Annotated in this window: 24 protein-coding genes; 11 read left to right on the forward strand and 13 right to left on the reverse strand. The window is 63.7% G+C overall.

The window, feature by feature from the left end; all coding sequences use genetic code 11:
• Positions 1-31: 31 nt before the first annotated feature.
• The 5 genes from ACNQR1_RS21105 to ACNQR1_RS21125 form a co-directional block, all read right to left on the reverse strand.
• On the reverse strand, positions 32-1330 hold the full coding sequence (locus ACNQR1_RS21105) for an IS256 family transposase (RefSeq protein ID WP_071289707.1): 1299 nt from the start codon (positions 1328-1330) through the stop codon (positions 32-34).
• Between the two features lie 123 nt (positions 1331-1453).
• A complete protein-coding gene (locus tag ACNQR1_RS21110; RefSeq protein WP_071289706.1) occupies positions 1454-2047 on the reverse strand; it encodes a TetR/AcrR family transcriptional regulator in 594 nt (197 codons plus the stop codon).
• 273 nt (positions 2048-2320) lie between these two features.
• Positions 2321-3568 carry an acyl-CoA dehydrogenase family protein gene (locus ACNQR1_RS21115; protein WP_071289705.1) on the reverse strand — a complete coding sequence of 416 codons (1248 nt, stop codon included), beginning with the start codon at positions 3566-3568 and terminating at the stop codon, positions 2321-2323.
• Positions 3565-4635 carry an ABC transporter substrate-binding protein gene (locus ACNQR1_RS21120; RefSeq protein WP_074330961.1) on the reverse strand — a complete coding sequence of 357 codons (1071 nt, stop codon included), beginning with the start codon at positions 4633-4635 and terminating at the stop codon, positions 3565-3567. Before ACNQR1_RS21120 ends, ACNQR1_RS21115 begins: the two co-directional genes overlap by 4 nt.
• Positions 4632-5993 carry an LLM class flavin-dependent oxidoreductase gene (locus tag ACNQR1_RS21125; protein WP_064914151.1) on the reverse strand — a complete coding sequence of 454 codons (1362 nt, stop codon included), beginning with the start codon at positions 5991-5993 and terminating at the stop codon, positions 4632-4634. Before ACNQR1_RS21125 ends, ACNQR1_RS21120 begins: the two co-directional genes overlap by 4 nt.
• Positions 5994-6900: 907 nt before the next feature.
• Here ACNQR1_RS21125 and ACNQR1_RS21130 point away from each other — a divergent pair.
• The gene (locus ACNQR1_RS21130) at positions 6901-7392 is read left to right on the forward strand and encodes an HXXEE domain-containing protein (protein WP_019344576.1); all 492 of its coding nucleotides are present in this window, start codon (positions 6901-6903) and stop codon (positions 7390-7392) included.
• A 91-nt stretch (positions 7393-7483) separates the two neighbouring features.
• Here the strand turns inward: ACNQR1_RS21130 and ACNQR1_RS21135 are convergent, their stop codons facing one another.
• The gene (locus ACNQR1_RS21135) at positions 7484-7813 is read right to left on the reverse strand and encodes a hypothetical protein (RefSeq protein ID WP_019344577.1); all 330 of its coding nucleotides are present in this window, start codon (positions 7811-7813) and stop codon (positions 7484-7486) included.
• A 58-nt stretch (positions 7814-7871) separates the two neighbouring features.
• Here ACNQR1_RS21135 and ACNQR1_RS21140 point away from each other — a divergent pair, with 58 nt between their 5' ends.
• Both ACNQR1_RS21140 and ACNQR1_RS21145 read left to right on the forward strand, forming a co-directional pair.
• Complete coding sequence (locus tag ACNQR1_RS21140; RefSeq protein ID WP_019344578.1) at positions 7872-8108, forward strand: ribbon-helix-helix protein, CopG family; 237 nt, start codon at positions 7872-7874, stop codon at positions 8106-8108.
• A gap of 146 nt (positions 8109-8254) precedes the next feature.
• Positions 8255-9328, forward strand: a complete 1074-nt coding sequence (locus tag ACNQR1_RS21145) for a tyrosine-type recombinase/integrase (RefSeq protein ID WP_019344579.1) — start codon at positions 8255-8257, stop codon at positions 9326-9328.
• A 31-nt stretch (positions 9329-9359) separates the two neighbouring features.
• Here the strand turns inward: ACNQR1_RS21145 and ACNQR1_RS21150 are convergent, their stop codons facing one another.
• Together ACNQR1_RS21150 and ACNQR1_RS21155 are read right to left on the reverse strand one after the other, a co-directional pair.
• A complete protein-coding gene (locus ACNQR1_RS21150; RefSeq protein ID WP_047039792.1) occupies positions 9360-11480 on the reverse strand; it encodes a heavy metal translocating P-type ATPase in 2121 nt (706 codons plus the stop codon).
• On the reverse strand, positions 11473-11850 hold the full coding sequence (locus ACNQR1_RS21155) for an ArsR/SmtB family transcription factor (protein WP_019343368.1): 378 nt from the start codon (positions 11848-11850) through the stop codon (positions 11473-11475). Before ACNQR1_RS21155 ends, ACNQR1_RS21150 begins: the two co-directional genes overlap by 8 nt.
• Before the next feature lie 46 nt (positions 11851-11896).
• Between ACNQR1_RS21155 and ACNQR1_RS21160 the strand changes: the two genes are divergently transcribed.
• The 3 genes from ACNQR1_RS21160 to ACNQR1_RS21170 all read left to right on the forward strand — a co-directional run bounded on the left by ACNQR1_RS21160 (position 11897) and on the right by ACNQR1_RS21170 (position 13894).
• Positions 11897-12559: a DsbA family protein gene (locus ACNQR1_RS21160; protein WP_019343367.1), complete on the forward strand. Its 663-nt coding sequence runs from the start codon at positions 11897-11899 to the stop codon at positions 12557-12559.
• A gap of 70 nt (positions 12560-12629) precedes the next feature.
• On the forward strand, positions 12630-13232 hold the full coding sequence (locus tag ACNQR1_RS21165) for a methyltransferase family protein (RefSeq protein WP_019343366.1): 603 nt from the start codon (positions 12630-12632) through the stop codon (positions 13230-13232).
• Positions 13233-13261: 29 nt separating this feature from the next.
• Positions 13262-13894, forward strand: a complete 633-nt coding sequence (locus tag ACNQR1_RS21170; RefSeq protein WP_019343365.1) for a class I SAM-dependent methyltransferase — start codon at positions 13262-13264, stop codon at positions 13892-13894.
• A gap of 334 nt (positions 13895-14228) precedes the next feature.
• Here ACNQR1_RS21170 and ACNQR1_RS21175 read toward each other — a convergent pair whose 3' ends face one another.
• Complete coding sequence (locus tag ACNQR1_RS21175) at positions 14229-14870, reverse strand: hypothetical protein (RefSeq protein ID WP_048895639.1); 642 nt, start codon at positions 14868-14870, stop codon at positions 14229-14231.
• 213 nt (positions 14871-15083) lie between these two features.
• The gene (locus ACNQR1_RS21180) at positions 15084-15956 is read right to left on the reverse strand and encodes a hypothetical protein (protein ID WP_131722456.1); all 873 of its coding nucleotides are present in this window, start codon (positions 15954-15956) and stop codon (positions 15084-15086) included.
• A 426-nt stretch (positions 15957-16382) separates the two neighbouring features.
• On the opposite strand from ACNQR1_RS21180, the gene ACNQR1_RS21185 reads away from it, so the two are divergent.
• Positions 16383-16979, forward strand: coding sequence for a cytochrome c oxidase subunit 3 (locus ACNQR1_RS21185; RefSeq protein ID WP_019348597.1), 597 nt, complete (start codon positions 16383-16385; stop codon positions 16977-16979).
• Positions 16980-17107: 128 nt separating this feature from the next.
• On the opposite strand, the gene ACNQR1_RS21190 is transcribed toward ACNQR1_RS21185, so the two are convergent.
• From ACNQR1_RS21190 to ACNQR1_RS21200, 3 genes are all read right to left on the reverse strand, one after another.
• Entirely contained in the window at positions 17108-18028 is a 921-nt protein-coding gene (locus ACNQR1_RS21190) for a M56 family metallopeptidase (protein WP_019348596.1), read from the reverse strand.
• Positions 18025-18420 carry a BlaI/MecI/CopY family transcriptional regulator gene (locus ACNQR1_RS21195; protein WP_043370820.1) on the reverse strand — a complete coding sequence of 132 codons (396 nt, stop codon included), beginning with the start codon at positions 18418-18420 and terminating at the stop codon, positions 18025-18027. The genes ACNQR1_RS21190 and ACNQR1_RS21195 overlap by 4 nt, the downstream gene beginning before the upstream one ends.
• Positions 18421-18832: 412 nt before the next feature.
• Positions 18833-19597: a response regulator transcription factor gene (locus ACNQR1_RS21200; protein WP_047041111.1), complete on the reverse strand. Its 765-nt coding sequence runs from the start codon at positions 19595-19597 to the stop codon at positions 18833-18835.
• A gap of 479 nt (positions 19598-20076) precedes the next feature.
• Here ACNQR1_RS21200 and ACNQR1_RS21205 point away from each other — a divergent pair, with 479 nt between their 5' ends.
• The 4 genes from ACNQR1_RS21205 (at position 20077) to ACNQR1_RS21220 (ending at position 24980) form a co-directional block, all read left to right on the forward strand.
• On the forward strand, positions 20077-22242 hold the full coding sequence (locus tag ACNQR1_RS21205) for a SulP family inorganic anion transporter (protein WP_418047741.1): 2166 nt from the start codon (positions 20077-20079) through the stop codon (positions 22240-22242).
• 423 nt (positions 22243-22665) lie between these two features.
• Positions 22666-22911, forward strand: coding sequence for a hypothetical protein (locus ACNQR1_RS21210; protein ID WP_019348712.1), 246 nt, complete (start codon positions 22666-22668; stop codon positions 22909-22911).
• An 80-nt stretch (positions 22912-22991) separates the two neighbouring features.
• Complete coding sequence (locus ACNQR1_RS21215; RefSeq protein ID WP_080989476.1) at positions 22992-24215, forward strand: alpha/beta hydrolase; 1224 nt, start codon at positions 22992-22994, stop codon at positions 24213-24215.
• A gap of 411 nt (positions 24216-24626) precedes the next feature.
• Positions 24627-24980, forward strand: a complete 354-nt coding sequence (locus tag ACNQR1_RS21220; protein WP_074416698.1) for a zf-TFIIB domain-containing protein — start codon at positions 24627-24629, stop codon at positions 24978-24980.
• The last annotated feature ends 458 nt before the right edge of the window (positions 24981-25438 follow it).

A 25438-nucleotide genomic window follows, 5' to 3' on the forward strand; every position in this document is an offset into this window, starting at 1 on the left:
CAACTTAACGGTGTAACTGGTTGTGGTGGTTCTACTTTCGTCCGGCGGACAGGCGTCCGTCGAAGGTGATGTCGAAGGCATTCAACGCTTCTTTCCAGCGGTTGGTCCACCGTTTGCGGCCACGTCCGGTGGGGTCGAGGCTCATGACCGCCAGGTACACGCACTTCAGCGCGGCGGCCTCGGTGGGAAAGTGGCCCCGCGCGTTGACCGCTCTACGGATCCGGGCATTTATGCTTTCAATGGCATTGGTCGTGCAGACCACGCTGCGAATACTGTTGTCGAACTGCAGGAACGGCACGAATTCGGCCCACGCGCCATCCCACAGCTTGGTGATCGCCGGGTACCGATCACCCCAAGTGTCGGTGAACGCCACGAACGCCTCCAACGCGGCCGATTCACTCGGCGCGGTGTAGATCGGTTTGAGGTCCTTGGCGATCGCCGGCCAGTGCCGCTTGGAGGCGTAGCTGAAGCTATTGCGCAGCAGATGCACGACGCACGTTTGGGTGATCGCCTGCGGCCACACGGTTTCGATCGCTGCGGGCAGGCCCTTGAGTCCATCGCAGACCACCATGCAGACGTCCTGGGTACCCCTATTCTTGATCTCGGACAAGACCCGGGCCCAGAACTTCGCCCCCTCCCCGTCGCCGTGCTCACCAGCCCACAACCCCAGGATGTCGCGGGTGCCCTCCACGGTCACCGCCAGCGCCAGGTAGATCGGCCGGTTCGCGACGTTGCCGTCGCGAATCTTGACGTTCACAGCGTCAATGAAGATCACCGGGTACACGGCATCCAAGGGACGGGACTGCCATTCCGCCATGCCCTCGATCACCCGGTCGGTGATCGTCGAGATGGTCTGCTTGGACACGCTCGCCCCGTACACCTCGCCCAGGTGCGCGCAGATCTCGCCGTGGGTTAATCCTCGGGCCGACAACGAGATCACCAGATCATCGAGCCCGGTCAGGCGCCGCTGACGCTTCTTGACCAGCTGTGGCTCGAAGGAACCATCCCGGTCGCGAGGCACCTCCAGCGCGACGGGTCCTGCTTCGGTCAACACGGTCTTGCCGCGACGGCCGTTGCGGGAATTGCCGCCGTCACGCCCGGTGGCGTCATGCTTGCCGTAGCCCAGGTGATCATCGAGCTCACCTTCGAGCGCGGACTCCACCACCCTTTTGGTCAACTGGGAGAGCAACCCGCCCTCACCGGTCAGCTGCAACCCCTCCGCGCGGGCCCGCGCGGCCAGCTGCGCCACCAGCTCGTCGTTGGTCGCCTCCCGCAACGCCGCCGGCTCCAGCGGCACCGCATCGAGCTCGACGGGCTGCTCATCATTCATCACATCGGTCACAGTGGTCTCCTTCTTACTCAGGAGTTACACCGGAAAATTTACAGTCCCCCGGACAGACCCAGAAAACTTGACGGTCCCAGTCCCTGACCGTGACCCCGATGTCGAGGGGAGTTATTCAGTTGCTGAGATGAGTCTCGGGAGCAGCGCTTTGTCGACCAGAGCTTCGATGGTGGGAGGGGTCGGGGGTCGGTCGGAAAAGATGCACCGGAAGATCAGGTAGCCCGGCAACAGATCGTAAAGCTCGTCGTTGACCGCCGCCGCGCCGATCTCGCCGCGACGGATCGCCTGCTGCAGGACGTGCCAGACCAGAGCTCTGTGTTCATGAAGGAACCGGTCTTGCATAACGTTGTTGAGCGCGGGATTGCAGGACATCTCGACGAGCACCGCTCGGATGGTTCCGGCATGTTCTCGGCCCTGTTCGCAGATAATCTGGCCAAGACACAACAAGTCGCCGCGCAGGGTGCCGGTGTTGGGTGCAACAGCGTTCTGACGGGTGCCTTCGCTGACGGCCGCCAGTATCAGCTCAGATTTCGAGGGCCAGCGTCGATAGACGGTAGCTTTACTGGCATGAGCGGCGACCGCCACGGCCTCCACTGTTAAGCCGTGGTACCCATGCTCCTGCAGGACACCCAATGCCACCCCCAGTAGCTCGCTCTCGCGGGGCGACCACGCGGGTTCTGCGTCCGGGTCGGTTGTCGCGGTCATCGGTTGTCGAGTGCGCGCGCTTCTCGGTGAGATCGGATCCCCGTTCCCCCTACCAAATCGCGCTCCCATTCTTCGAAAACGGTCGCTAGAGACGAGACGGCGCCGGACTTGGACGATCATTGTCATCTGGAGGTTTGCAGTACTCGCGTTGTCCTGTACTCACCCAACATGGCAGTGTTGCCCTGAGAACGGGTGGGTCCGTCGGCCACCATTGTGTCAGACGGACCCACCGTTCTCAGGCATTAACGCGTGCCCGGCAGCGCGGTCCTGGAGTCAGGAAGTGAAACCGGGTATCGGGTAGCGCTGGTTAAGGACGTAGTTTCCGACTTCAGCGATCTTGTAAGAGACGGGATCGTGCAGCGTGTGGGTGCGGATGTTGCGCCAGAACCGGTCGAATCCATAGTTTGGGTGGGTTCCCCGGGCACCGATGACCTCGAAAATTCGGCTGGTCACGTCCAGGCCCGCTTTGGTGGCTATGGCTTTGACTCCGGCTACCTGTACCGTGAGTTCGCCGCGTTCTTGTGGAGTTAATGCGTCACCTTTGTCCCACGCGGTCTGTAGCAGCTGCGCAGCCTCACGTGCTGCAGCATCGCCAGCCTGTAGTTCGATACCGAATTCGCCGTAGCTGCGAATGGTGTACGGATCCTCGACGGCTTGAGTAACCCCAGCCGGCGTCCAGGGGCGTGCCTGCGTTCGGGTGTACTCGCGCGCTGTTTCGAGCGCACCACGCGCGATCCCCAGATACACCGTTGCGAACACCAACTGCACGATCGGGCCGAATAGGCTGCCGCGCCCGGACGCCAGGAACGCCTCGACAACGGCATTGGGTTTGCCCAGCACCTCGTCGGGACGGACTACGACGTTGTGGAATTCGGTGGTGCCGCTGTCGGTGCGCCGCATCCCTAGCGCCTGCCAGTCGTCGTTTGTTTGAACGCCTTCTCTGGTGGTGGGAATGGCCGCGGCAACGATGGCGCCTTGCTGTGGGGAACCCTCCGGTATCACGCCGAACACCAAGAGCAGATCTGAGCCCTTGGCTCCACTGCTGAAGTGCTTGATACCGTTGAGAAGGTACCCGCCGTCGTCGGTCGGGGTGGCAGTTACCTTCCATTCGAGGATGTGGCTGTTGTTCTCGCTGGAGGCGTTCCCGGTCCACCAGTTGTTTTCGGCCAGTTGACGAAGTAGGCGTTCACTTTGCTCGGGTGAACCCCACAGATCAATAACGGCTGGGGTGCTGAGGTGGTATCCGAACAAGTGGCCCAGCGATCCATCGACCTTGGCGATCTCACGCACCACTTCCAGAGCGGTAGGCCAGTCGGCTCCCCAACCGCCCAGGTGCCGGGGAACGGTCACCGAGAGCAGCCCACTGGCGCGTAGATCCTCACGCTCTTCTGTCGCCGAACCACCAGCCTTGTCGCGCTCGACGACGGTAGCTTGCCACTTTCGCGTCAGCTCGCGCGCCACCTCGATGGGGTCGCCATTCCTATTGTTCTGTGCCGTGGCGGTGTCATCGGTCAGGGTCATTGCTGGTCTCCAGTCGTGGATTGAGTGAGGAATTGCGGTGCCGCCCACTGCGTGAGGTCCACCGGATGGTCGAGGAGATTGTGGTCGAGGAGGAACTGTTGAGTTTGGTCGACAACGGCCAGTGCCGAGTCGTCAAGCCGTGGGATCAGATGTTGGGCGAAATCAGCGCCGAAACCGCGTCCGATCGCCGAGGGCGCGACCCCGAGGTTGGCGGCATGGATGCCAACGGTTTCCTCGGGATGGGCCTGTGCCCAACGGCTGGCTTGGACCGCCGCGTCGACGAGTCGTTGCACCAGGTCGGGTCGCTCGTCAACCAGCTGAGCGCTGACCGTCCAGACACTGGCATACCGGCTTCGTTGGTCATCGCCGAGATCGGCGAGCACCCGCGCTCCGCTGAGATCTTCTAACTCCGCCGCCCAGGGCAACCAGGTGAACAGCGCATCAACGTTGCCGCTATCCAGGATGTCCCTCTGGTGGCCGGCCACGTCGGGAAACAGGTCAGCGCCTTTGACACTGGCCGCTGCTTCCAGCCGCTCTTCGGGCACGTCGACGCCAGGGCTTTCGATACGCACCAACTCGACGTCGTCGACCCCTATCCCCCCGATGTGCAGGGTCTGCAAAAGTCCCCGCGCCTCCCAGGTACCCAGCGCGATCAGTGTTTGCCGCCACGGGTCCAAGTGCCGATAATCGCCCAACTCGCCGGTGAGGATGCGGATCGCTGCACCCGACACACCCACCCGCCGGCCCCGCAGCTGCTCCGGTGATGTCACCGGGCTGTCAACACGGACATAGATCCCTTGCCGACCGGCCAGAGGGGTGATGCCTAGCAGGCGGGTGCGTCCCGGCGCCCGCAGGCCCTCACTGATAAGAGGTGGAATTTCGCCACCAAAGCGGGTGTAAGCGGGATGATCGTAGGTGAAATGCAACCCTGCTTGCGCGCCGCTGAGCACATTCAGCGAAATCCCGTTGCCGGCCAACAGGTTTGACTCCAGCGCTGTCAGTAGTGCATTGGGAACCGGGCAGTTGCTGTAGGCAAGAACGTCATGATCAACATCGGTGGTGGTCATCGGATGCTCCCGACTTCAGGGTGAGCCAACCCAAGGTGCTCACGCAGCGTTGTCCCTTCGTACTCGGTACGGAACACACCACGTTGCTGCAGCAGCGGAACCACCTGGTCGACGAACTCCTCGTAAATACCCGGCAGATACGCCGGCGAAATGATGAATCCGTCAGCGGCCCCGGCCTCAAAGTGACTAATCAATTGATCAGCGATCTGTTCGGCAGTTCCGGCCCACTGCGGCACAAACCCGACGTTGGTGCCGTATCGGCGGCCCAGTTCGGCCAGCGTCAGGTCCGCACCGCCACCGGCCACGGCGGAAAACATCTGCAACATGGTCGGCACGTGACGATCCCCGAGATCGGCGACGATGTCGGAAAACTTCGTATCCAGCGGATACTTGGAGAGATTCAAGCCGCTGTGGCTGGATAGCGTCGACAAACCCACTTCGGGATGCACCAGCGAATTGAGATATTCCAGACGTTCCCGGGCCACCTGCTCTGTCTCACCGAGCACCGGCATCACCGCGGTGAATACCTTTGTTTGCTCCGGGTCACGCCCCGCGGCCGCAACGTGAGCTTTGATGTCCTGATAGACCGCGCGCATGATGTCGAGGTTGGGCGAGACGCTGAATACCGCTTCAGCCCAGCGCCCCGCGAAGCGACGCCCCCGCGGCGACAAGCCGGCCTGCAAGATGACCGGTTCACCCTGACGGGACCGTGGAACCTGCAACGGGCCACGGACCGACAACCAGCGGCCGCGATGATTGACGTATTGAACCTTCTTGGGATCAGCGAACCGACCGCCAACCTTGTCCAACAACAAGGCATCCTCGGACCAAGAACTCCATAGCTTCTTGACGGCCTCCAAGAATTCGTCAGCCCGGTCGTATCGGATGTCATGCTCAAGGTGCTCATCCACACCGAAGTTGCGTGCCTCGGAGTCGTTCAGCGACGTGACCACATTCCACGAGATCCGGCCATCAGACAGATTGTCGAGCGTGGCAAACACCCGAGCCACATGATAGGGCGGGTAGTAGGTCGTCGAAACCGTAGCGCCCAGACCTAATCGCTGGGTCACCGCAGCCATCGTCGCTATCACGCTGGTCGGCTCCAGCGCCACCGCGCCCTGGCCACCCAGACCGACCCCCGTCTCCAAATTATCGCCATAGCTATCTTCGATGGCCAGGCCATCGGGAAGAAACAACAGATCAAACTTGCCCCGCTCCAGGGTCCGCGCAATCTGCTTGTAGAACTCGCCAGTCAGAAAACCGTTCGTCGCACCGACATGGCGCCACGCGCCATGCGCATGAGTGACGTTGCCGGCCGAGAAAAACCCGGCTAAATGTAGTTGGCGTTGTTCAGCCATAATCAGCAGTGCCTCCGTGGGGATCAGTTACCGGAGACCAATGCTCGGCTACTGCAACCGACCCCAACAGAGTTAGGAGCCCGATGATTCAAAGGGGCACCCAACACGCCACTTCCTCCCGACGACCCACCCGACCTTCGCCGATTCTCGCCCCCGGACGAGTGCCGTCAAAGCGCCACCTGTGAGCAAGATCACCAACCGGCGGGGTGTGCACCTCCGCCCGGCTTCGACACCCTGACGGCCACCGCGGCGGTATCGATGTAAAAATCAATGAAGCGGATGGCTACCGCGCGGAACTCGCACCTCGCTAGCACGCACCGTTACCAGCTCGTCAACCTGGTCGAAAACATGGCCGCCAAGGCGTACGGTCAATTGTCCGATCCGGAACTAGTTGAGAGCATTCCGGGAAAACGTGAGAGCTGTCCGATTCCGCCCTGTTTTCCGGAACTATCTGAGAGTTGAGCTGGCCCTGGTGGCTGAGTGCTTTTCCGGCGAGGCGTCCACGTTGGGTCGCCGGCGCGGCGCTGATTCCGCGACTACCTGACAGTGCCGGATTACCGTTCCAGAACCATGTGAGAGCGCCGGATTCGATGGCCTTTCGCCTACCGCACCGTCCGCAGGCGCCCCCGCCGCTCCCGGTCCCCGCTGCAACTTATCTGTCACGTGACGTTAATGCCTGGTGTGGCTGGGATGTCGAAAGAAAGTGAATTGCCTTTTCGACCAGAGGATTTCGGGGTGAATGGGAATGGGCTGGCGGGGTCTCGGCAATTGTCAAACGTTGCGGACTGGGGGCGAGAGTCGCCCGGCTGCGTGATCGCCGGGGGCGTCGACCGCTCGGTGCGTTGACCGCAAGAAGTGACGCCCAATCACAGTTGAGTGCGAATGCGAATGGGGTCAGGATGGTGGAATGGCGATCCGGAACTGGCGATACCTGGGACTTACCGTGGCGATCTGGATCCATGTCGCTGAAGAGTTGCCGCGCTTTCCCGATTGGGCGTCACGGCACTTCGGTGGCACCTTCAGTACCCGGTTCTTCATCGTTTCGCATGCAACTACGTTGTTGCCGGCGATCACGGCCGCCGGGCTAATGCCTGCGCGGAATCCGCGGAGCGAGCTGGGCAACTGGTTGGCGACCTCAACGGCGGCAGGAATGCTCGCCAACGCTATCTTCCACGCCGCAACGACCTTACGCTGGCGTGAATACTCTCCAGGCGTAATCTCAGCCGTCACCCTAATTGGACCGACCGCAACCCAGACGCTGATGCTAACCAAGGAGGCTGGGATCAAAGGAAAACGCCGTGGCGCAGCCGTACTGGCCGGCACGCTGCTCAACCTCGGCGCTATTGCTTTGCTCTATCGCGAGAACCCGACGCTGGAGCGCGCTTCGCAGTCGGCATGAGAGGAATCTCTACTTTTTGGCCTTGTTGGCTGGATGTCGAAGGGAACCTTCTCAGCCATTGGATTCCGGACCTAATGGGGCTAGATGGGGATCAGCGGAGTCCGTAGTGCTTGCGCAGATCCTCACCGGCGATGGTGTTGCCGGCCGCATAGTCGGCGTCGGCCTGCGTGAGCTCGTGGTTGAGGTTCGAGATGCGCGTCTGGAGTACTTGCGTTTTGCATTGGTCGAACGTGATACGTCCGGCGGCGAACTCGATGAGTCGGAGCATCGACTTGCGATCAGGTGTTGCACCTTCGAGCACGCTGCTGACGATGGCGTCGTGCACCGCGCGCTTCTGGGCGGCTGACAGATCGCTGCCGTGCAGGAGCTCGGCCAGGACGGTCAAGCTGTCGGGTTCATCGTCGGCGCTCTCGCGACTCACTCCGACAGTCTATGTCGGAGACAGACATCCACTTTTGGTTGGTTAAGGATTCAGTAAGATGACCGGTGTGGGAAAGGCCCAGGTGTGGATCACGTTGGATCGGGACGTGCTAGCTGCGGCAGATGTAGACGCTCAAGCGGCTGGGCTCAACCGGTCCGAATTGGTCGAGCAGGCCTTGCGTCACGAACATCTCCGGATCACGCTGGAGGGCTACGCGGCCACGACTGTACGGGAACTCCATATCGACGACTACGCGCACAGAATCTACCGGATCAACCGGGCTTCGGATCTGTGATCGCGCTTTTGGGAGCCTGCAGCCACTTCCGTCACTGTGACACTTCCCCACTTCCGATATCTCGGGAAAGTTACTGCCGCACTGCATTATTGGCACATTTGATGGATAAGATTGATTATCCATCTTTCTTGCGTCAGCGTTGACACATGGTCGTCAGCCACGGACCCCCGCCTGCCTCGCCTGTCCCTGTAGCGACGACTGAGGCATCTGCCGATGCGCTGCCGGTCTGGTTTGTCGAGTTCCTCAATGATCGGCAGACCCGCAAACCGTCCGCACACACGATGAAGGCGTACCGCCAGGACTTTGTAGCCATAGCATCGCTGGCCACCGGCGGCGATCCCGCTCGACTCGCCATATCTGACATAACGAAGGACTCGATGCGGGCCGCGTTCGCCGCCTATGCGCGCGACCATGAAGCCGCTTCGATCCGGCGATGCTGGTCCACGTGGAATGTGCTGTGCACATTCCTGTTCACTTCTGAACTGCTGACCGCGAACCCAATGGCGTTGGTCGGTAGACCGAAACTCGCACGGTCGCTGCCCAAGGCGCTCCCCCGCGCTGCGGTCGGCGCATTACTACACGCTGTCGCAGAGGATGTGGGCTCGCCACGTCAAACTGATTGGGCTGAAAGGGATCTGGCGATCATTCTCACGGCTCTGTTGGCGGGCTTGCGCGCGGAGGAAATGCGCCAGGCTGACATCGGCGATGTGCGCACTGCCAAGGACGGTGCGGGGATCATCCAGGTGAGAGGCAAGGGCGGCAAGGATCGGGCGGTACCGGTTGAGGCCGACTTGCTGAGAGTCATTGAAGCCTATCTCGACAGTAGAGCGACCCGATTCCCCGATGCCGTCAAACGTCGCGCATCCCCCACGCTGGGTCTGTCTCGGTGGCCGGCTCGTTCACCTCTGTTTGTTGGGCGTGACGGCGAGCGGATCACGCGTGGCACGGTGCAGTCTCGTATTAAGCGTGCGTTCAAGCTTGCAGGCCCCGATGCCCAGCCGGTCCCTGGGGCCATGGTGCATGGATTGCGGCACACCTACGCTACTGAACTGGCTAGCGCGAACATCAGCGTCTACACGTTGATGAAGCTACTCGGCCACGAATCAATGACCACGTCTCAGCGTTACGTCACCGCAGCGGGAAATGAAACACGAACCGCCGCAGCGCAAAACTACCTCTATACGTTGGTGGCAGATATTGCGGGACCGGGGAACCGATGACTAGCTGGTACAGGCTTACAGGCTTACAGGCTTACAGGCTTACCGCTGCGGGCGGTCCAGCGGGAGGGTCAGCTTCTGTGTCGTCACAGCAGTCGCAGCTACCCGCATCGCCGGGTTGATCCCCCACGGTGTCCAGGGTCAGGAGCTGGGCTGCTGGCCTGGGACCAATAGGGCTTCCGCAGCATGCATCGGTAGCCGGTGGCGGGGCGCCGATGTCGAGGTGGTGTGCGGTCGTGTTTGTCACCGGTGAGGCGGTCAGGCCGGGTAGGGGTTGGGTGCGTGCGGCGCGGATGGCGTTGAGGATGACCAGGACTTCGGCGAATTCGTGGATGAACACGACGGTGGCCAGGCCGAGTACCCCGAAGGCAGCCAGCGGAATCAGGGCTCCGATGATGGCCAGCGAGAATCCGATGTTCTGCACCATGATTTTTCGGGCGTGCCGGGAGTGGGCAAGGACTTGGGGGAGGTGGCGCAGGTCTTCCCCCATGAGTGCGACGTCGGCGGTTTCGATGGCGACGTCGGTTCCCATGGCGCCCATGGCGATTCCAATGTCGGCGGTGGCCAGCGCGGGGGCGTCGTTGACGCCGTCGCCGACCATGGCGATCGGTTTGCCGGCCGCTAACTCGGGCAGTAGCCGGGCCTTGTCTTCGGGCAGTAGCTCGGCGTGCACGGTGGTGATGCCGGCTTGGGCTGCCAGGGCGTCGGCGGTGCGCTGGTTGTCGCCGGTGAGCATCGCCACCCGGATCCCGATCCGGTCCAAAAGCTGCACGGCCTCAGAGGCTTCGGGACGAAGTTCATCGCGGACGGCGATGGCGGCGACGACATGGCCGTCGTGTTCGAGAACGACGACGGTGGCGCCCTGACCTTGCAGGCGTGCGACCTCGTCGGTAAGTGGGCCGGGTGGGATCCAGCTGGGCTTGCCGAGGCGGATGGTGGCACCGTCGAGGTGGCCCTGGATTCCGTGACCAGGGATCGCGGTCACCTCGCTGGCGGGGGTCGCGTCGTCGGCGGCGGCCAAGATCGCTTGCGCGAGTGGATGTTCGCTTCGGGCCTCCAGGGCGGCAGCCGTGCGCAGCGCCTCCGTCTCGGTGATGCCGTCAACCGTGATTGTTGCGACGACTTGTGGTTTGTTGCGGGTGAGGGTGCCGGTCTTGTCCAGGGCGATGACCTTGATGCGGCCGAGTTCTTCGACCGCGGCCCCGCCTTTGACCAGGGCACCTTGGCGGCTGGCGGCGCCGATGGCCGCGACCACCGTCAGCGGCACCGCGATCGCCAACGCGCACGGGGAGGCTGCGACCAGCACCACCAGGGCGCGTTGCAGCCAGAGCATCGGATCCCCAAGTAGCGCACCGAGACCGGCGATCGCCGCGGCAAGCACCACGATCGCCGGTACGAGGGGTCGCGCGATCCGATCGGCCAGGCGTTGCCCGGCGCCTTTGCGTTCCTGGGCTTCCTCGACGATATGCACGATGCGGGCCAGGGAACTGTCGGCGGCCAGTGCACTGACCGCGACTTCGATGGCACCGCCGCCGTTGATCGCTCCGGCGTGCACATCGCTGCCGGGACCGGCCTCGACCGGGACCGACTCACCGGTGATCGCCGACAGGTCGAGGCTGGTGCGGCCCGAGGTGACGGTGCCGTCGGTGGCGGCGCGTTCCCCGGGCCGCACCACCATCACTTCGCCGATCACCAGATCCTGTGGTGACAAGGTGATTTCACGGCCACCCCGGATGACGGTGACTTTGGGTGGCACCAGCGACAACAGGGCACGCAGGCCGCGGCGGGTGCGGGTGACCGCGTAGTGTTCGAGCCCCTCGGCGATGGAGAACAGGATGCCCAGCAACGCGGCTTCGGCGATCTGGCCGAGCGCGACCGCCCCGACCGCGGCGATCGTCATCAGCGTGCCCACACCGATGCGGCCGTGCCGCAGGTTGCGCAGCGCGTCGGGAACGAACGTCGACGCGGCCGCCAGGACGGCGACCAATTCGATAGCCAGCGACCAGGATTCGTATCCCGCTCGGGCGACCAGCCAGCCGGCCAGCAGCAACACTGCCGACAGCGCGGCCAGTTGCAGTTCGCGGACCTGCCACAGTTTCTCGGGACCAGCCTGCGGCTCGGTGTCGTCCTGGGGTCCGCAGCATGCGTCAGACACGGTCAGCCTCCGTGCGCACAGAAGTTCCGAGCACCGCGGCGGTCAAGGCACGGCCGCGCTCAGTCAGCCGGTACATCACCAGGCGTCCGTTGCGGCGCGAGACCACCATGTCGGCGACCTTGAGTTGACGCAGGTGATGGGACACCAGGTTTTGCGGGGCCCCGACCACCCAGGCCATGTCGCAGACACACATCTCCTCACCGTCATGCAGGGCCGCGGCGATCGTGAGGCGTGTGGGGTCGCCCAGGGCGCGAGCGGCGGCGGCGGCGGGTTCGACCCGCTCCAGGCCTGGGAGGGCGGTGCGGATCGCCTCGGCGTGCGGCAGGTCCAGGCACAGCAGGTCGCAGGCATCTACCGATTGCTCGTCCATACTCACATCCTAATGTATGTTGATATGTCTAAGGAAGGACGTCTGCATGGCCCGTTCCAGGCGTATTTTGCTCACCGCGTTTGTCATCGCCGCCCTGGCGATCGGCGTTCTGGTCTACCTGTCGGCGCGTGATCGCGGGCCGACCACCGCGCAGCGGCCAGAGACCAGCGAGGCCGTCGGGCAGGTGGTGCGCGAGAACAGCCGCCGGCTGAACACGGTGGCGGGCAGCGACGTGACGTTCGTGGAGTTTCTCGACTTCGAATGCGAGGGCTGCCGTGCGCTCTACCCGGTGATCGAACAGCTGCGGGGCGAATACGGAGACCGGGTGAACTTCGTGATCCGCTACTTCCCACTACAGGCACACGTCAACGCCGAGCGGGCCGCGCGGGCGGTGGAAGCTGCCGCCCAGCAGGGCCAATTCGAGGCGATGTACAAGAAAATGTATGACACCCAGGCGCAATGGGGTGAGAAGCAGACCCCGGCCGACAATGTCTTCCGTGGATTTGCCGCAGAACTCGGCCTGGACATGGCCGCCTTCGACGCGGCCTACGCCGATCCGGCGACACTGGAGCGCGTCCGGCTCGATGTGGCCGATGGTCGAGCATTGGGCGTGCAGGGCACCCCGACATTTTTCCTCAACGGCACTCGTTTCCAGCCCCGAAGCTACGAGGACGTGACCGCAGCACTCGACAAGGCGCTCGCCGAATAGGACCGCCCGTACCGAAAGCACACCGTCAGCACTCGGCCAGCTCTGCACCCGGACAGGAGGACTCACCCCGATGCCTATCACCGCGCTCGCCCTTTACTTGGTCTTCGCCCTGTTGGGGTTCGGCTGGCGCAGCTGGACCCAGTACCGTCACACCGGTTCGACCGGATTCCGCGGGATCAACGGCCGCCCCGGCTCACTGGAATGGTTGGCCGGGGCAGGGTTCATCGCCGCCATCCTCGCGGGCCTCGCCGCGCCCCTGCTGCAACTACTCGGCATCCTCGACCCGGTCGGTACCCTGGAGGTGCCGTGGATCCAGACAACCGGCACGGTCCTGGCGGTCGCGGGGATCGGTGCGACCCTCTACGCCCAACGCGACATGGGTGCGTCGTGGCGCATCGGCGTCGACCCCAGTGAGACCACACCGTTGGTACGCCACGGCGTGTTCAGCCTGGCGCGCAACCCGATCTTTACCGCAATGCTGACCTTCGCCGCCGGCATCACCCTCATGACCCCCAATCCACTTGCGTTGGCCGCGTTCGGGGCGCTGGCGGTCACGATCGAACTGCAGGTCCGCGTGGTCGAAGAGCCCTACCTGACCGCCACTCACGGCCAGGCCTACCGCGACTACTGTGAGACTGTCGGCCGGTTTGTTCCCCACATCGGACGTGCCTGATCGTCTGGCCGGTGACGCGAGGTGAGCCCATGGCAACATCAGATGATCACACCGCCCGCTGGAACCGGTACTGGGACAAGAAATCCCGCACCTACGACCGCGAGATCGGATTCTTCGACCGCCACCTATTCGGCGATTCCCGCGACTGGGTCTGTAAGCAGGCCGCCGGCGACGTTCTGGAAGTAGCGATCGGCACCGGACTCAACTTGTCCTTCTACCGCAATGACGTCACGCTGACAGGGATCGACTGGAGCGAGCAGATGCTCGATCTCGCCCGCCAGCGCGCCGCCGACCTCGGGCGCACCGCCACCCTGCAACGGGCCGACGCCCACCACCTGCCGTTCGACGACGCCAGCTTTGACACCGTGGTCTGCACCTTCGGGCTGTGCGCCATCCCCGACCACACCCAAGCGCTCGCCGAAATGGCCCGGGTACTGCGCCCAGGTGGCCAGCTCATCCTGGTCGACCACATCCGCAGCAGTGCGGCCCCCGTGCGGGCCGTACAGCGGTTTCTGGAACTGTTCACTGTTCCCCTAGGCGGCGAACATTTCCTGCGCCGCCCGCTCAACCACATTCGGTCGGCCAGCGACCTCGACGCCGACCGCGTGGAGCGGTTCACCCTTGGGCTCGTCGAACGCGTTGTCGCCCGCAAAATCCCATAAGCTGACCTGCAATGCGGCGGCAAGCCCGACCTGGACACCATCACCCAACAAGCCGCACATGACCGAATTCATCACCGGCAGTGCCGCACTCACCGAATCCAGCGATCGCGGAATCCCCAACGCCACCGATCCGACGCGTGCCGATCTCCTCGCTCAGCACCCAAAACCGAGTTGGATGACAACCCTCCGATGTACCTCTGGCGTGAACGATTGTTGGTCTGCCCTGGCACCAGGCTCAACGCATGCCAGCAGACCACCCGTAGGTGTCCCGGCCCTCGTCGCTCATGTGTGTTCTCGAACCGCGCTGCTCAGGCAGGCAAGAACGTGGCGTAGTTCATTCTGTCGGTGACGAGGGCGTCGCGGTCGTCTGTTCGGGGCCGCTGAGAATAGGTTTCACGTTGGCGCCGCGGGCCAGCCGCCACATGCCAAACCAGGCGACAGGGGCCAGCGCTATCACTGTCCACATCCCTGGAACGTAGTGCCAGGCAACATCGCTGAACCAGGGGAACACAAGGAAGTGCGCCAGCTCGGTGACACCCATGGAAGCAAAGAACGTCCACGCCAAGTAACGCCCGAACCGCAAGCCGCGTGCCATCAGGAATGGCACCACTAGCCATGCGCCGACCGAAAGGGCCAGCAGCAGCACGAGCGGAGGCGACGACAGTTCCGGTGTCGGCAACCCTGTTACTTCGGCCAGGAACCGGAAGAACCCCATCCGGTTCTCCTCGACGCGGTGCAGCGCGAATAGCAGCAGGGCGACCCAGTACGGCACCTTGATATCGGCCCAGGACCCGCGCGATGGCACCAGGAGCCACAGCAGCAGCCCGCCCACGAACCCGGCGGTGAAGACCAGCATAGTGAGCAGACCGAATGCCAGATATCCGAGCCCGAGTATCGCCGCGGTGAACGCCGCAGCGGCCAGGACCGTTGACACCGGTTTGCTCCCCTGCCCATCCACCGTAGTAGCCGAGCTCATCGCCGAAACCTCCCGGCACCGGCCACGCTGCCGATTCGGGCTGCCGGTTGCACCGCCCGTAGCGTCATATGCGTATCCTTGCATGCGTATGGTCACAGCGGAAGGAAGTGTCCGCGGCGGCGGGCTGTAGCGGTCGTCCATTTGGTTTTGTTTGCGACAGGGCTCAGATGGCGCAGTTATCCGCCGCAGTGCCGACCCGAGGAACTCAATTATCTAGCGCCAGGATGCTTTTCGGAGTCGATTGCCTAGCTTGCACGGGCTTTGAGTGGCAGACGCACAGAAGTGCGAAGGCGTAGGCTTCGCCCCATGACCGCCCAGAATGGCTCTATTGGCCCTCCCGAGGGAGCTGTCCACGTCGATGCCTGGGAAGGGCCGGCGGACGACCGCTTCCGATTCTTCCGAGGCACTCGCCGTGGTGAGCGTGCGGCCGTGGAGATTGTTGGGTTCCAGTTCGCCGACGGGCGCGTTGAGCGAGTGGCTCACCTTCATGCTGACCATATAGATCTGAAGGTGACCGACATCGAGAGTCTCGTCGCAGACCTGTCGGCTGCCAGAGATGAAATCCAGAGCCTGGAGAAGGATTGACGTTACGGCGTCAGCATTGAAAACGCCTCTTACACAGGGCTGGTGCCCACCGCGGCAAGCAGGGACCATCAGGCTGACTACCGGGTGCGTATCCCGCAGAAGGCGCGCGCTTTCGCAACCGCAGCACATTAGACGTTTCGTTTCCGCACCAGCGATTTGCGGATTGAGGTCCTCGACAAAGAGGGCATTTCCAGGGTTCGTCGTGAGCTCATGGATCCGATCCTCGCGCCGCCCACTGCGTGGTCGGCGCAATGTGGGCCAGGCGCCCCCGGGAACAACACCCTCGGCGAGGCGGTGGGTGAAATAGCCGGTGCCGCAAACCACATCGAGAACATCAGCGCCGGGCCCCGCGCCGCTGGCGATCACCAGCTCACCCCAGATTTGGGCGCGGCGGCCGAGAAACGCGATGTCGGTCAATGATTCATACAGGTAGGGATGTCGGACCAACCCGCGATCGTCATCATCGGCGATGCTGGCGTGCGGTTTGAGACTCAAAGCCATCGAGGATGCTCCCGGTGATCCACGCTTACCCCGCCGACAACGACAACCCCGCCGAGCAACACCGCCACAACCAGGACTCCCCCGCCACAGAACATCGCCACTGACTCAGCCAGCACCGATAATGCTCAGGCGCATAGGTGGGTCAACACTCGAAGAACCAACGCGGGTCAACTTCCAGAAACCACGAAGCCTTCCCGGGAATTGCTGGCATCAACGGACCCGATCCGACCACGCTCACACAGGCCCATGCCAGCACTCGGATGTCGGCGCGACAATGCGTTCCAGCCGGGCACGAGCACCACATACCGTTCTAGATTGCCTTGTGACCCACAGTAACCCGTCGCAGGCACCGCGAATCTACTATTTTAGATAGTACTATCCTGAAGCGTAGATCCGCGATCGCTCGCCCGGAATCAAAGGGATGCCATGACCTCTCCAACCGCGATCACTGCGCGCGTGCATTCACTGAATCGCCCCAACATGGTGGCGGTGGGCACCATCGTATGGTTGTCCAGTGAGTTGATGTTCTTTGCGGGCCTGTTCGCGATGTACTTCACCGCCCGCGCCCAGGCAGGTGAAAATTGGCCACCACCTCCTACCGAGCTGAACCTCGCGCTGGCCGTCCCGGTCACCCTGGTTCTCATCGCCTCGTCGTTCACCTGCCAGATGGGCGTATTCGCCGCTGAACGAGGTGACGTCTTCGGGCTGCGCCGCTGGTATGTCGTGACATTCGTGATGGGATTGTTTTTCGTGCTCGGCCAGGGCTACGAATATCTCAATCTGGTCGACGAGGGCACCACGATGGCCAGCAGCGCCTACGGTTCGGTGTTCTACATCACGACCGGATTCCATGGCCTGCATGTGATTGGCGGCCTGGTCGCCTTCATCTTGTTGCTCGCCCGCACAAAGATGAGCAAGTTCACCCCGGCGCAGGCAACCGCTGCCATTGTGGTGTCCTACTACTGGCATTTCGTCGACATTGTGTGGATAGCCCTGTTCGCCACCATCTACTTCGTTAGGTGATCCCGCAATAGGGCGCGGTGACCGGGCGTGCACGGTCTCACTGCCCTTTGCCGCCACCGAGAGCGCAGAACCGCACAGCACCACGACGACTGACCGTGCGGGGCTACCCCGCACGGTCATAGGGTGGTTCAACGATGGCAGAGCAACGTGATCACAACAGGTGCGCCAGTGATCATCGTCAACGTCCCCGACAGCGCCAGGCGGTGGACGAATTGCGACATCCATCCGACGGGTGTGCTCAAGCGAACGGCGCGAGCGGTCACGGCGGTGGCGGCGGCCCCCAGCGTGACACCCGCTACTACTGGGGAATGCCCGGCCAGCCGGGCCAGCCCGCTCAACAGCGGCTCGCGCCCGTGGCGCCGCGCGGCGGAGTCGTCGGCGCGCATCTCAACTAACGCGCCGACCGCGTGTACCGACGCCGAAAACAAGGGAAGGCGTGGCATCGCAGTCGCCAACGCCCGCAGCAGCATGAGCAACTCGGTGTGGCGACCCGCTACGTGGGCCTGCTCATGGGCGAGCAGCGCGGCCAATTCGTCGTCGTCAAGAGTCTGGACGGCGCCGGAGGTGACCACAATGGTGTGCGGTCGGCCTGCCACGCAGTACGCAGTGGGCTCGTCGGTCAGTAGGACCACCACCCTGGGGTCGTCTGTGGCCAAACCGGCAATGCGCGCCGCATCAGCATGTTCGCGGCTGCGCCTGCAGAACTGTCGTAGCGTCCCGATCACACGCCGCGCCACGATCGCTGAGGTGGCCAGCGCCGCCGCGCCGACCACCACCAAGGCCACATGACCTGCCCATCCCACATGGTTGAGCGCCAGAAGCATGTCCAGGCAGTACCTCACCCGTCCGGCGGGATGGACTGAGGCAAGTTCGCGCAACACGGTGAACCCTGCCGCAAGCCACACCCCCACGGCGAGGCCAATCACCGTTAACCACACCGTCACCGACAGCCGTGGACTGCGGCCACTGCGGGTCAGCCGGTTGAGTACGGGAGGACCCTGCCAGGTCAACACCGCGCCGTACAGCAAGAGGCAGAAGGCGGCGTTCATGACGGTGGACGTCGACGCGCCGCTTTGCGCAAAGCAGCGCGAATCTGGGCAGACTCTTCGTCGTTGATCTTGGTGAGAAAGAAGTTCAGAACAAGGTCGGCGTCTCCACCGGTGTGCAACGCCTCCCGCATGAGGTCGGCCGAACGTTCCTCACGCGTCATCGCCGGCCAGTAGCTGTAGGCCCTGCCCACCCGCTCGCGTTTCAACCAACGTTTGCGGTGCAAGTTATCCATGGTGGACATCACCGTCGTGTAAGCGATATCGCGCTGCTGCGATAACTCGTCGAATACGTCACGCACTGTTACCGGTTCGGCGTAGGACCACACCGTGTCCATGACAACAGCCTCCAAGTCGCCAAATCCTCGCTGCTGGCCCAGAACGACCACTCCCATCCCCTCGTGCCGTGCCGGCAAGACGCCGTTGCTGTGAGGCTAGCGGCTCGCCGTGCCTTGCACCATCGCTGGCCCCACCCCACACGCTGCTGCGCCGTCGCCGCAGAACCCCGAACATCACCTCACCCACGTTCTGCACTGGTGAGGTACAACTACGCACTTCGCTAGTAGGTGGTGAGCGCCCTTGCTCGAAACCCCCGAAGGCACGACATCTCGCCCCACAGCCGTGACCGGTGAAAGCGCACCCGGCGCCGACATGACGAATTCAGCGCGCAGCGCTTTGCGCGCCCGCCGGACAACAACTTACGTACAACCTGCGTAGATGGCGGTGTCGGATGTGAGCCAGCGCTCAGGATCGGGGTGGGCTAGCGATAGACTTCCGCACAGGTTTGGCAATCGCAATCCCACGCGATCATCTGAGCATGTAGCCGACGCCGCGCACGGTGTGGATCATCGGCTCGCGGTCGGTATCGACCTTTTTGCGCAGGTAGGAGATGTAGAGGTCGACGATGCTGGACTTCCCGCCGAACCCGTAATTCCACACCCGGTCCAGGATCTCGGCGCGGCTCAGCGCCCGGCGCGGGTTACGCATCAGGTAGCGCAACAGTTCGAACTCGGTGACGGTGAGGTTGATCGGCTCACCGGCCCGGGTGACCTCGCGGCTGGCCCCGTCGAGCACCAAATCGCCGACCTCCAGGGTTTCATCGGAGACCGGCGTGGTGTGGCTGGAGCGGCGCAGCAGCCCGCGCAGCCGGGCCACCAACTCCTCGAGGCTGAACGGTTTGGTCATGTAGTCATCGGCACCGGCGGTCAGCCCCGATACCCGGTCCAGCACCGAATCCCTGGCGGTCAAAAACAGCGTGGGCGTATAGCCGTCGGCCTCCCGGACCCGCCGCAGGATCTGCAGGCCGTCGATGTCGGGCAGCATGATGTCGAGCACCAAGACGTCGGGTTCGATCTCGTCGAACTTGGCTACCGCGTCGTGGCCGTTGTGCGCCACATCGACTTCCCAGCCCTCATAGTGCAGGGCCATCTTGACCAGGTTGGTCAGCGCCGGCTCATCATCGACCAGCAAGACCCGGATTGGGGATCCATCGGTGCGGTGGATTTTCGGCAGCTGTCCGAGGATGGCCTGGCGGGGTTGCTGGGCACGGGGAGGAACCGACATCGCCGTCATACTTCCATTGTGCGGGGCGCATAGACCCGAGTCACGGAGTTCATATCGAGCTCTAAGGAAACGCTGTATATATCAGCCACCGCGACCCTGCTGCCTGGGAAATAGTTTGGTGATTCATGTGAAAATTGTTGCAAACCCGACGGTTTCGACCAATGGAATGAACCGCGTAATGCTGGTGATGGGTTTGGATGCCGCCATTTCACTCTCCTATCAGGCATATTCAGCGTTCTGCGCATCCCCCAAATATTTGGGTTCTCTATGCATGCCACGCATTTCCTTGCACCTGCCCTGGGCGATAAATACCCTCGCCCTTAGCAATTGGGTGTTGCCGAGTTCCAACGGGTCCAGAAACAGGCCCGGGTTGCGCTGCGCTCCAACGCCTTTCGAAGTTGTCCACCGACAACGGCGTCAACAACTTTTGTGCGTACCCGCAATGAGGCGGGTACGCACAATCATCAACTCCAGCACGGAGGCGCGCAATGCAGCAAACTACCCAACTCGCCGAACGGGCCCGGGCCATCTTGCGATACGACCTGCCCGCCTCACTGGTGGTGTTCCTTGTCGCCCTGCCGTTGTCGCTGGGTATCGCCGTGGCGTCGGGCGCTCCGGTGCTGGCCGGCATCATCGCCGCCATCGTCGGCGGCATCCTCGTCGGCATTCTGGGCGGATCGCCGCTGCAGGTCAGCGGACCCGCGGCCGGGCTGACCGTGGTGGTCGCCGGCCTGATCTCGCAGTTCGGCTGGAAGGTCACCTGCGCCATCACCGTCTGCGCGGGCATCCTGCAGGTGCTGTTCGGACTGAGCAAGGTGGCACGCGCCGCGCTGGCCATCTCCCCCGTCGTCGTGCACGCGATGCTGGCCGGCATCGGCATCACCATCGCCCTGCAGCAGATCCACGTGCTGCTCGGCGGCAGCTCCAACAGCTCGGCCTGGGCCAACGTCACCGCACTGCCCGGAAAGCTGATCAACGCCCACGGCCACGGCGTCGTTCTGGGCGGCCTGGTGATCGCCATCCTGGTGGCCTGCCGCTGGGCGCCCAAAGCGGTGAAGAAGGTGCCCGGTCCGCTGGTGGCCATCGTCGGCGTCACCGCGCTGTCGCTGCTGCCGGCCTTCGGTGACGTCACCCGCATCCAGATCAACGGCTCCCTGATCGACGCACTGTCCCTGCCCTCCCTGCCCCAGGGCAACTGGGGCGGCTTCGCCGCCGGTGTGCTCACCGTCGCACTGATCGCCAGCGTCGAGAGCCTGCTGTCGGCGGTGTCGGTGGACCGCCTGCACACCGGCCCGCGTACCAACTTCGACCGCGAGATGATCGGCCAGGGCACCGCCAACATGGTTTCGGGTGCCATCGGCGGGCTGCCCGTTACCGGTGTGATCGTGCGCAGCTCCACCAACGTCGCCGCCGGCGCCCGCACCCGGGCGTCGGCCATCCTGCACGGGGTGTGGATTCTGATCTTCGCCGTGCCGTTCGCCGGCCTGGCCCAGATGATCCCCACCGCCGCCCTGGCCGGCCTGCTGATCGTCATCGGCTGCCAGCTGGTCAAACGCGCGCACATTGAAACCGCTTGGCGTACCGGCGATCTCGCTGTGTACGCGGTGACAGTAGCGGGTGTGGTGTTCCTCAACCTGCTCGAAGGCGTGCTGATCGGCCTGGCGCTGGCGGTCGCCCTGACCGTGTGGCGTGTGGTGCGCACCAACATCGTCTCCGAGTCCACCGGCGAGGACACCTGGCGCGTCGCCATCGAGGGCTCGGCCACGTTCCTGTCCCTGCCCCGCCTGACGAGCGCACTGGCGCAGGTGCCGACCGGCACCGCGGTGACCGTGGAACTGTCGGTGGACTTCATCGACCACGCCGCCCACGAGACCATCGAAGCGTGGAAGCGCCAGCACGTGGCCACCGGCGGCGCCGTCGACATCCACGACGTGGGTGTAGTCGAGATGGGCAGCGCCGTCGCCGGCCCGCCGATGCGCGGCTTCACCCCGTTCGACAAACGCTCCGGCGTGGTGCCGTGGAGCTCGTGGCAGCGCGAAGAGACGGCTTCGGTGCTGCACGGCCTGGCCGCCTACCACCGGCGCACCGCCCCGGTGCTGCGCCCGCACATGCAGGAACTCGCCCATGCCCAGCGCCCCGAGACGCTGTTCCTGACTTGCGCCGACTCGCGGGTGGTGCCCAACGTCATCACCAGCAGCGGCCCGGGCGACCTGTTCACGGTGCGCAACATCGGCAACATGATCCCGGCCGGCCAGACCGACCCCTCGATCGAGGCGGCCATCGAGTTCGCCGTGGACAAGCTCGATGTCTCCTCGATCGTGGTGTGCGGACACTCCAGCTGCGGCGCGATGACCGCGATGCTGGGCAAGACCGACGCCGGTGCCAAGCATCTGGAATCCTGGCTGGCCCATGGTGATCCGTCGATCACGGCTTTCGACGAAGGTAATCACCCGGTCGCGCAGTCCGCGGCCGAAGCCGGCTTCGGAACGGTGGATCAGCTGTCGATGGTCAACATCGCCGTACAGGTGCAGACCCTGCAGTCCCATCCCTTGGCTCGGCGGGTCAACGTCATCGGCCTGTTCTACGACATCGCCAGCGCCGGCGTCCTGCAGGTGACCCCCACCCAGGTCAAATCACTTGCCGGCGCCGCCTAAATGAAGCCCGCACACGGGGCTCACGCCGAGGCCGAATGCTCGCACATACGCGGATCGTCAACACACGGGAGTGGAACGCAATTCCGAAAGGTAATGGGCCGCATGCTTCGGCCCTGCGCCCCATCGACGAATGCCTCGCGCGCGGGTGGTCGCCGCCGACGCGCAGCTTCCATGCCCGCAGTCGAGGGCTTCGACACTCAACGGCCGGCCGGTGTCGCGATGTTCCTTGCGCCGTCGTGAGCGGCGCAAGGCCGATGTCATTGTCTGGCCGCCGATCCCCGCAACTACGTAGTACGGCAGTACGTATGAAGTACAGTTGTTATCTGGCCAGTTGGCGGCACAGATTTGCCAGTGCCGGACCGGTGCAAGAGGCGTTCGTCCCCGATACCGCGCGGCCTGCGATCGATCATTACGGAGGTTGTCTTGGTAGCCGAAGCGCCCCCAGTCGGAGAACTCAACCTGGTGCTCCCGCTGCGGATTGATGCGCTTGCCGTGGCGCTGCCACGGCGCTACTTCACCGAGCTACCCCGGATCTGTTCGGAGCGCCCGGCGTTCCATCGGCACTGCCTGCACATGGTTGAGCCGATGCCCGTCGATGCCCGCGCACATCACCCAGAACTCGCCAACGGCACAAACGACCTGCGACTCAACGGTGTAGCGAGGTGCTGAGCTGGGCATTGCTGTCCGGTCCGCTCCCGGTCCTGCTGCGTTTGGCCGGAATCGGAGCCGCCGCACTGCTATTGGCTCTCATGGTCATGGCGCCCCGCCGCGGGCGTACCAAGGCGGTGATGTTGGCTGCGTGCGCGCTGGTGGCTGTGGTCACCACGATCATCGTCGCCGACCTGGCACGCAACGAGTGGAAGCTGTTTCCCGACCGCCTGCAACCGCTGATATACGTGTGGGCTGGGGTGTCGGTGTTCGCTGTGACGGTCGTGGCAGTTGGTGGGTTCCTCGCCCCGGGCATGCGTCGTATGCTGTGGTCTGCCGCCGCCGCGGCGGTCGTCGTCTTGGCCTGTGCCAATCAAGTCAATGTGATATTCGCTGCCTATCCCACGCTGGCCGATGCGGTGGGGGCCCGGCGCTTCAGCTATGTCGCGCTGCCCGAAGTCGTGAAGCGTCCACCGCGACTGTTGGCCGACGTCGGCCCGCTCGCGATGCGCTGGTCACCTCCACCCGGGTTACCGCGCGGGGGCAAACTGTCTTCAGCGCCGATCCCGGGGTCGCTGTCGGGCTTTCCTGCGCGCAATGCCGAACTCTACTTTCCACCAGCCTTTTTCGCCGATCCCCGCCCCCAACTGCCAGTGCTGATTCTGGTACCAGGACAGCCCGGATCACCGCAGGACTGGCTGCGCGGCGGCAAACTCGTCCAGATTTTGGATGAGTTCGCGCGAGCCCACCGCGGTCTGGCGCCGGTGGTAGTCGTCGTCGATGGCACCGGGAGCCCTTTCGGTAACCCTCTGTGTTTGGATTCGCGGCTCGGCAACGCCGCCAGTTACATCGCCCGCGACGTCCCGGCCTGGATCAAGGCCAATCTTGCTGTCGATCAAGAACCGCAAGCGTGGGCCGTCGGCGGCGCCTCCTACGGAGGAACCTGCGCGCTTCAGCTCGCCACAAATTACCCTGACGTCTACCCCACCTTCCTCGACATATCCGGGGGCCCTGAGCCCAGCTTGGGCGATCAGTCTCAGACCATCGCCGAAGCATTCGGCGGCGATAAGGCAGCGTTCCAACGCATCAACCCGTTGGATTTGCTGCGTGCGCGCCGCTACCCCGACAGCGCAGGAGCGGTGGTGGTCGGCGCCGATGACCGTGACACCAAGGCAGAAGTCCGCGCCGTCTACGACGCCACCCGGGCTGCTGGCATGGATACCACGTACCGCGAAGTGCCCGGCGGTCATGACTGGCAAGTGTTCTCCACCGCCTTGATGCGTGAATTACCTTGGCTTGCACAACGAACAGGGCTCACGCAGTAAGAAAACTCCGCGTCGCCGGTGACGATCGTCGACGAACGTGCAGGCGCAGTTCGTCGCGGACCGACGTAGAGCGGCTGGATCGGGTTGCCGGCGGACAAGCCGTAGGCAGGTCGATGACAGTTGCCGTCGCCCGGGGTTGAAGGCAGAAATGTGTCCGGCCCCGCCGAAATTGGCGACCAAACGTGATCCACCGAGAGCGCTGAAATCAATGGGCGCCAACGCAACCCCCCAGAACGCGTTGAACCGGCCTTCATCGTCACATCGTCACCTGCAGGTGACCGCAGGAGTGCCCCCGCGCTCGGTTATCCGCCGGCCCGCTCGGGAAAGTCGATTCGGTGGGTCGCGGCGCAAATGCGTACGCGCGCATAGACTGACGGTGTTGATGACAACCGATACAGAAGGGGGCCGAAGATGACACAGTCATCGAGTTCAGTGCCTTCCGGAGGCGGCGGAGCAGCAGTGCTCTGTCCGAAATGCAGCTCACAGATGTTGGCGGTGCAACGGTTCGGGGTGGAGATCGACCAGTGCACCGGATGCGGCGGAATATTTCTCGACCGGGGCGAGCTTGAAGTTCTCGCGCAGGCCGAATCGAAGTTCTATGCCGCTGCTGCCCAACCGCCGGCTCCGTCGGCACCGCCGCCGCAGCAGTATCCACCACCTCAGCAGTACCCACCGCAGCCCTATCAGCAGGGCGGCTTCCTCGGCTCCTTGTTCGGGGGCGGAGGTTACGACAGCCACCACGGTCGCCGATACGGGCACCACTGAGCACAGCGGTGGATTCTGTAGGGGTGCTCTGCAAATAAAGCCAGAGGTAACCACGGCGGACGTATTGTCCAGTCAGTCGGCCGGGGGTTCGATCACCGCAGTAGAGCGGGGCGGCCGCCCGCTGCGGCGGACGCTCCCGGCCAGGCCCGTGACGGGTTGCACGTGGATCCCGACCGCGGATTCTTGCGACATCGCAGTCAACGAGACGATGGCCATCGCGGAGTTGACCGACCGTGTGTGTGAAACCGTGCGGTGATGTCCCTACCGACTGCTGGTGCTGGTCGGCGCCACGTTGCTGGGCTGGTCCGGTCAGTCGAGATCGCTTTTTGAGGTGCACAACGGCTTTCGATGTTGGTGCGCGTTACCGCAGTGCCAATTCGATCCCCGTGATCCCATGACAGCGAGCGGGCGACCATTAGGATTGGCCCACTGGACGAGGCAGTCAAGACCGCCAAGAG

Source organism: Mycobacterium sp. 48b, from assembly GCF_048282725.1.
GTDB lineage: Bacteria > Actinomycetota > Actinomycetes > Mycobacteriales > Mycobacteriaceae > Mycobacterium.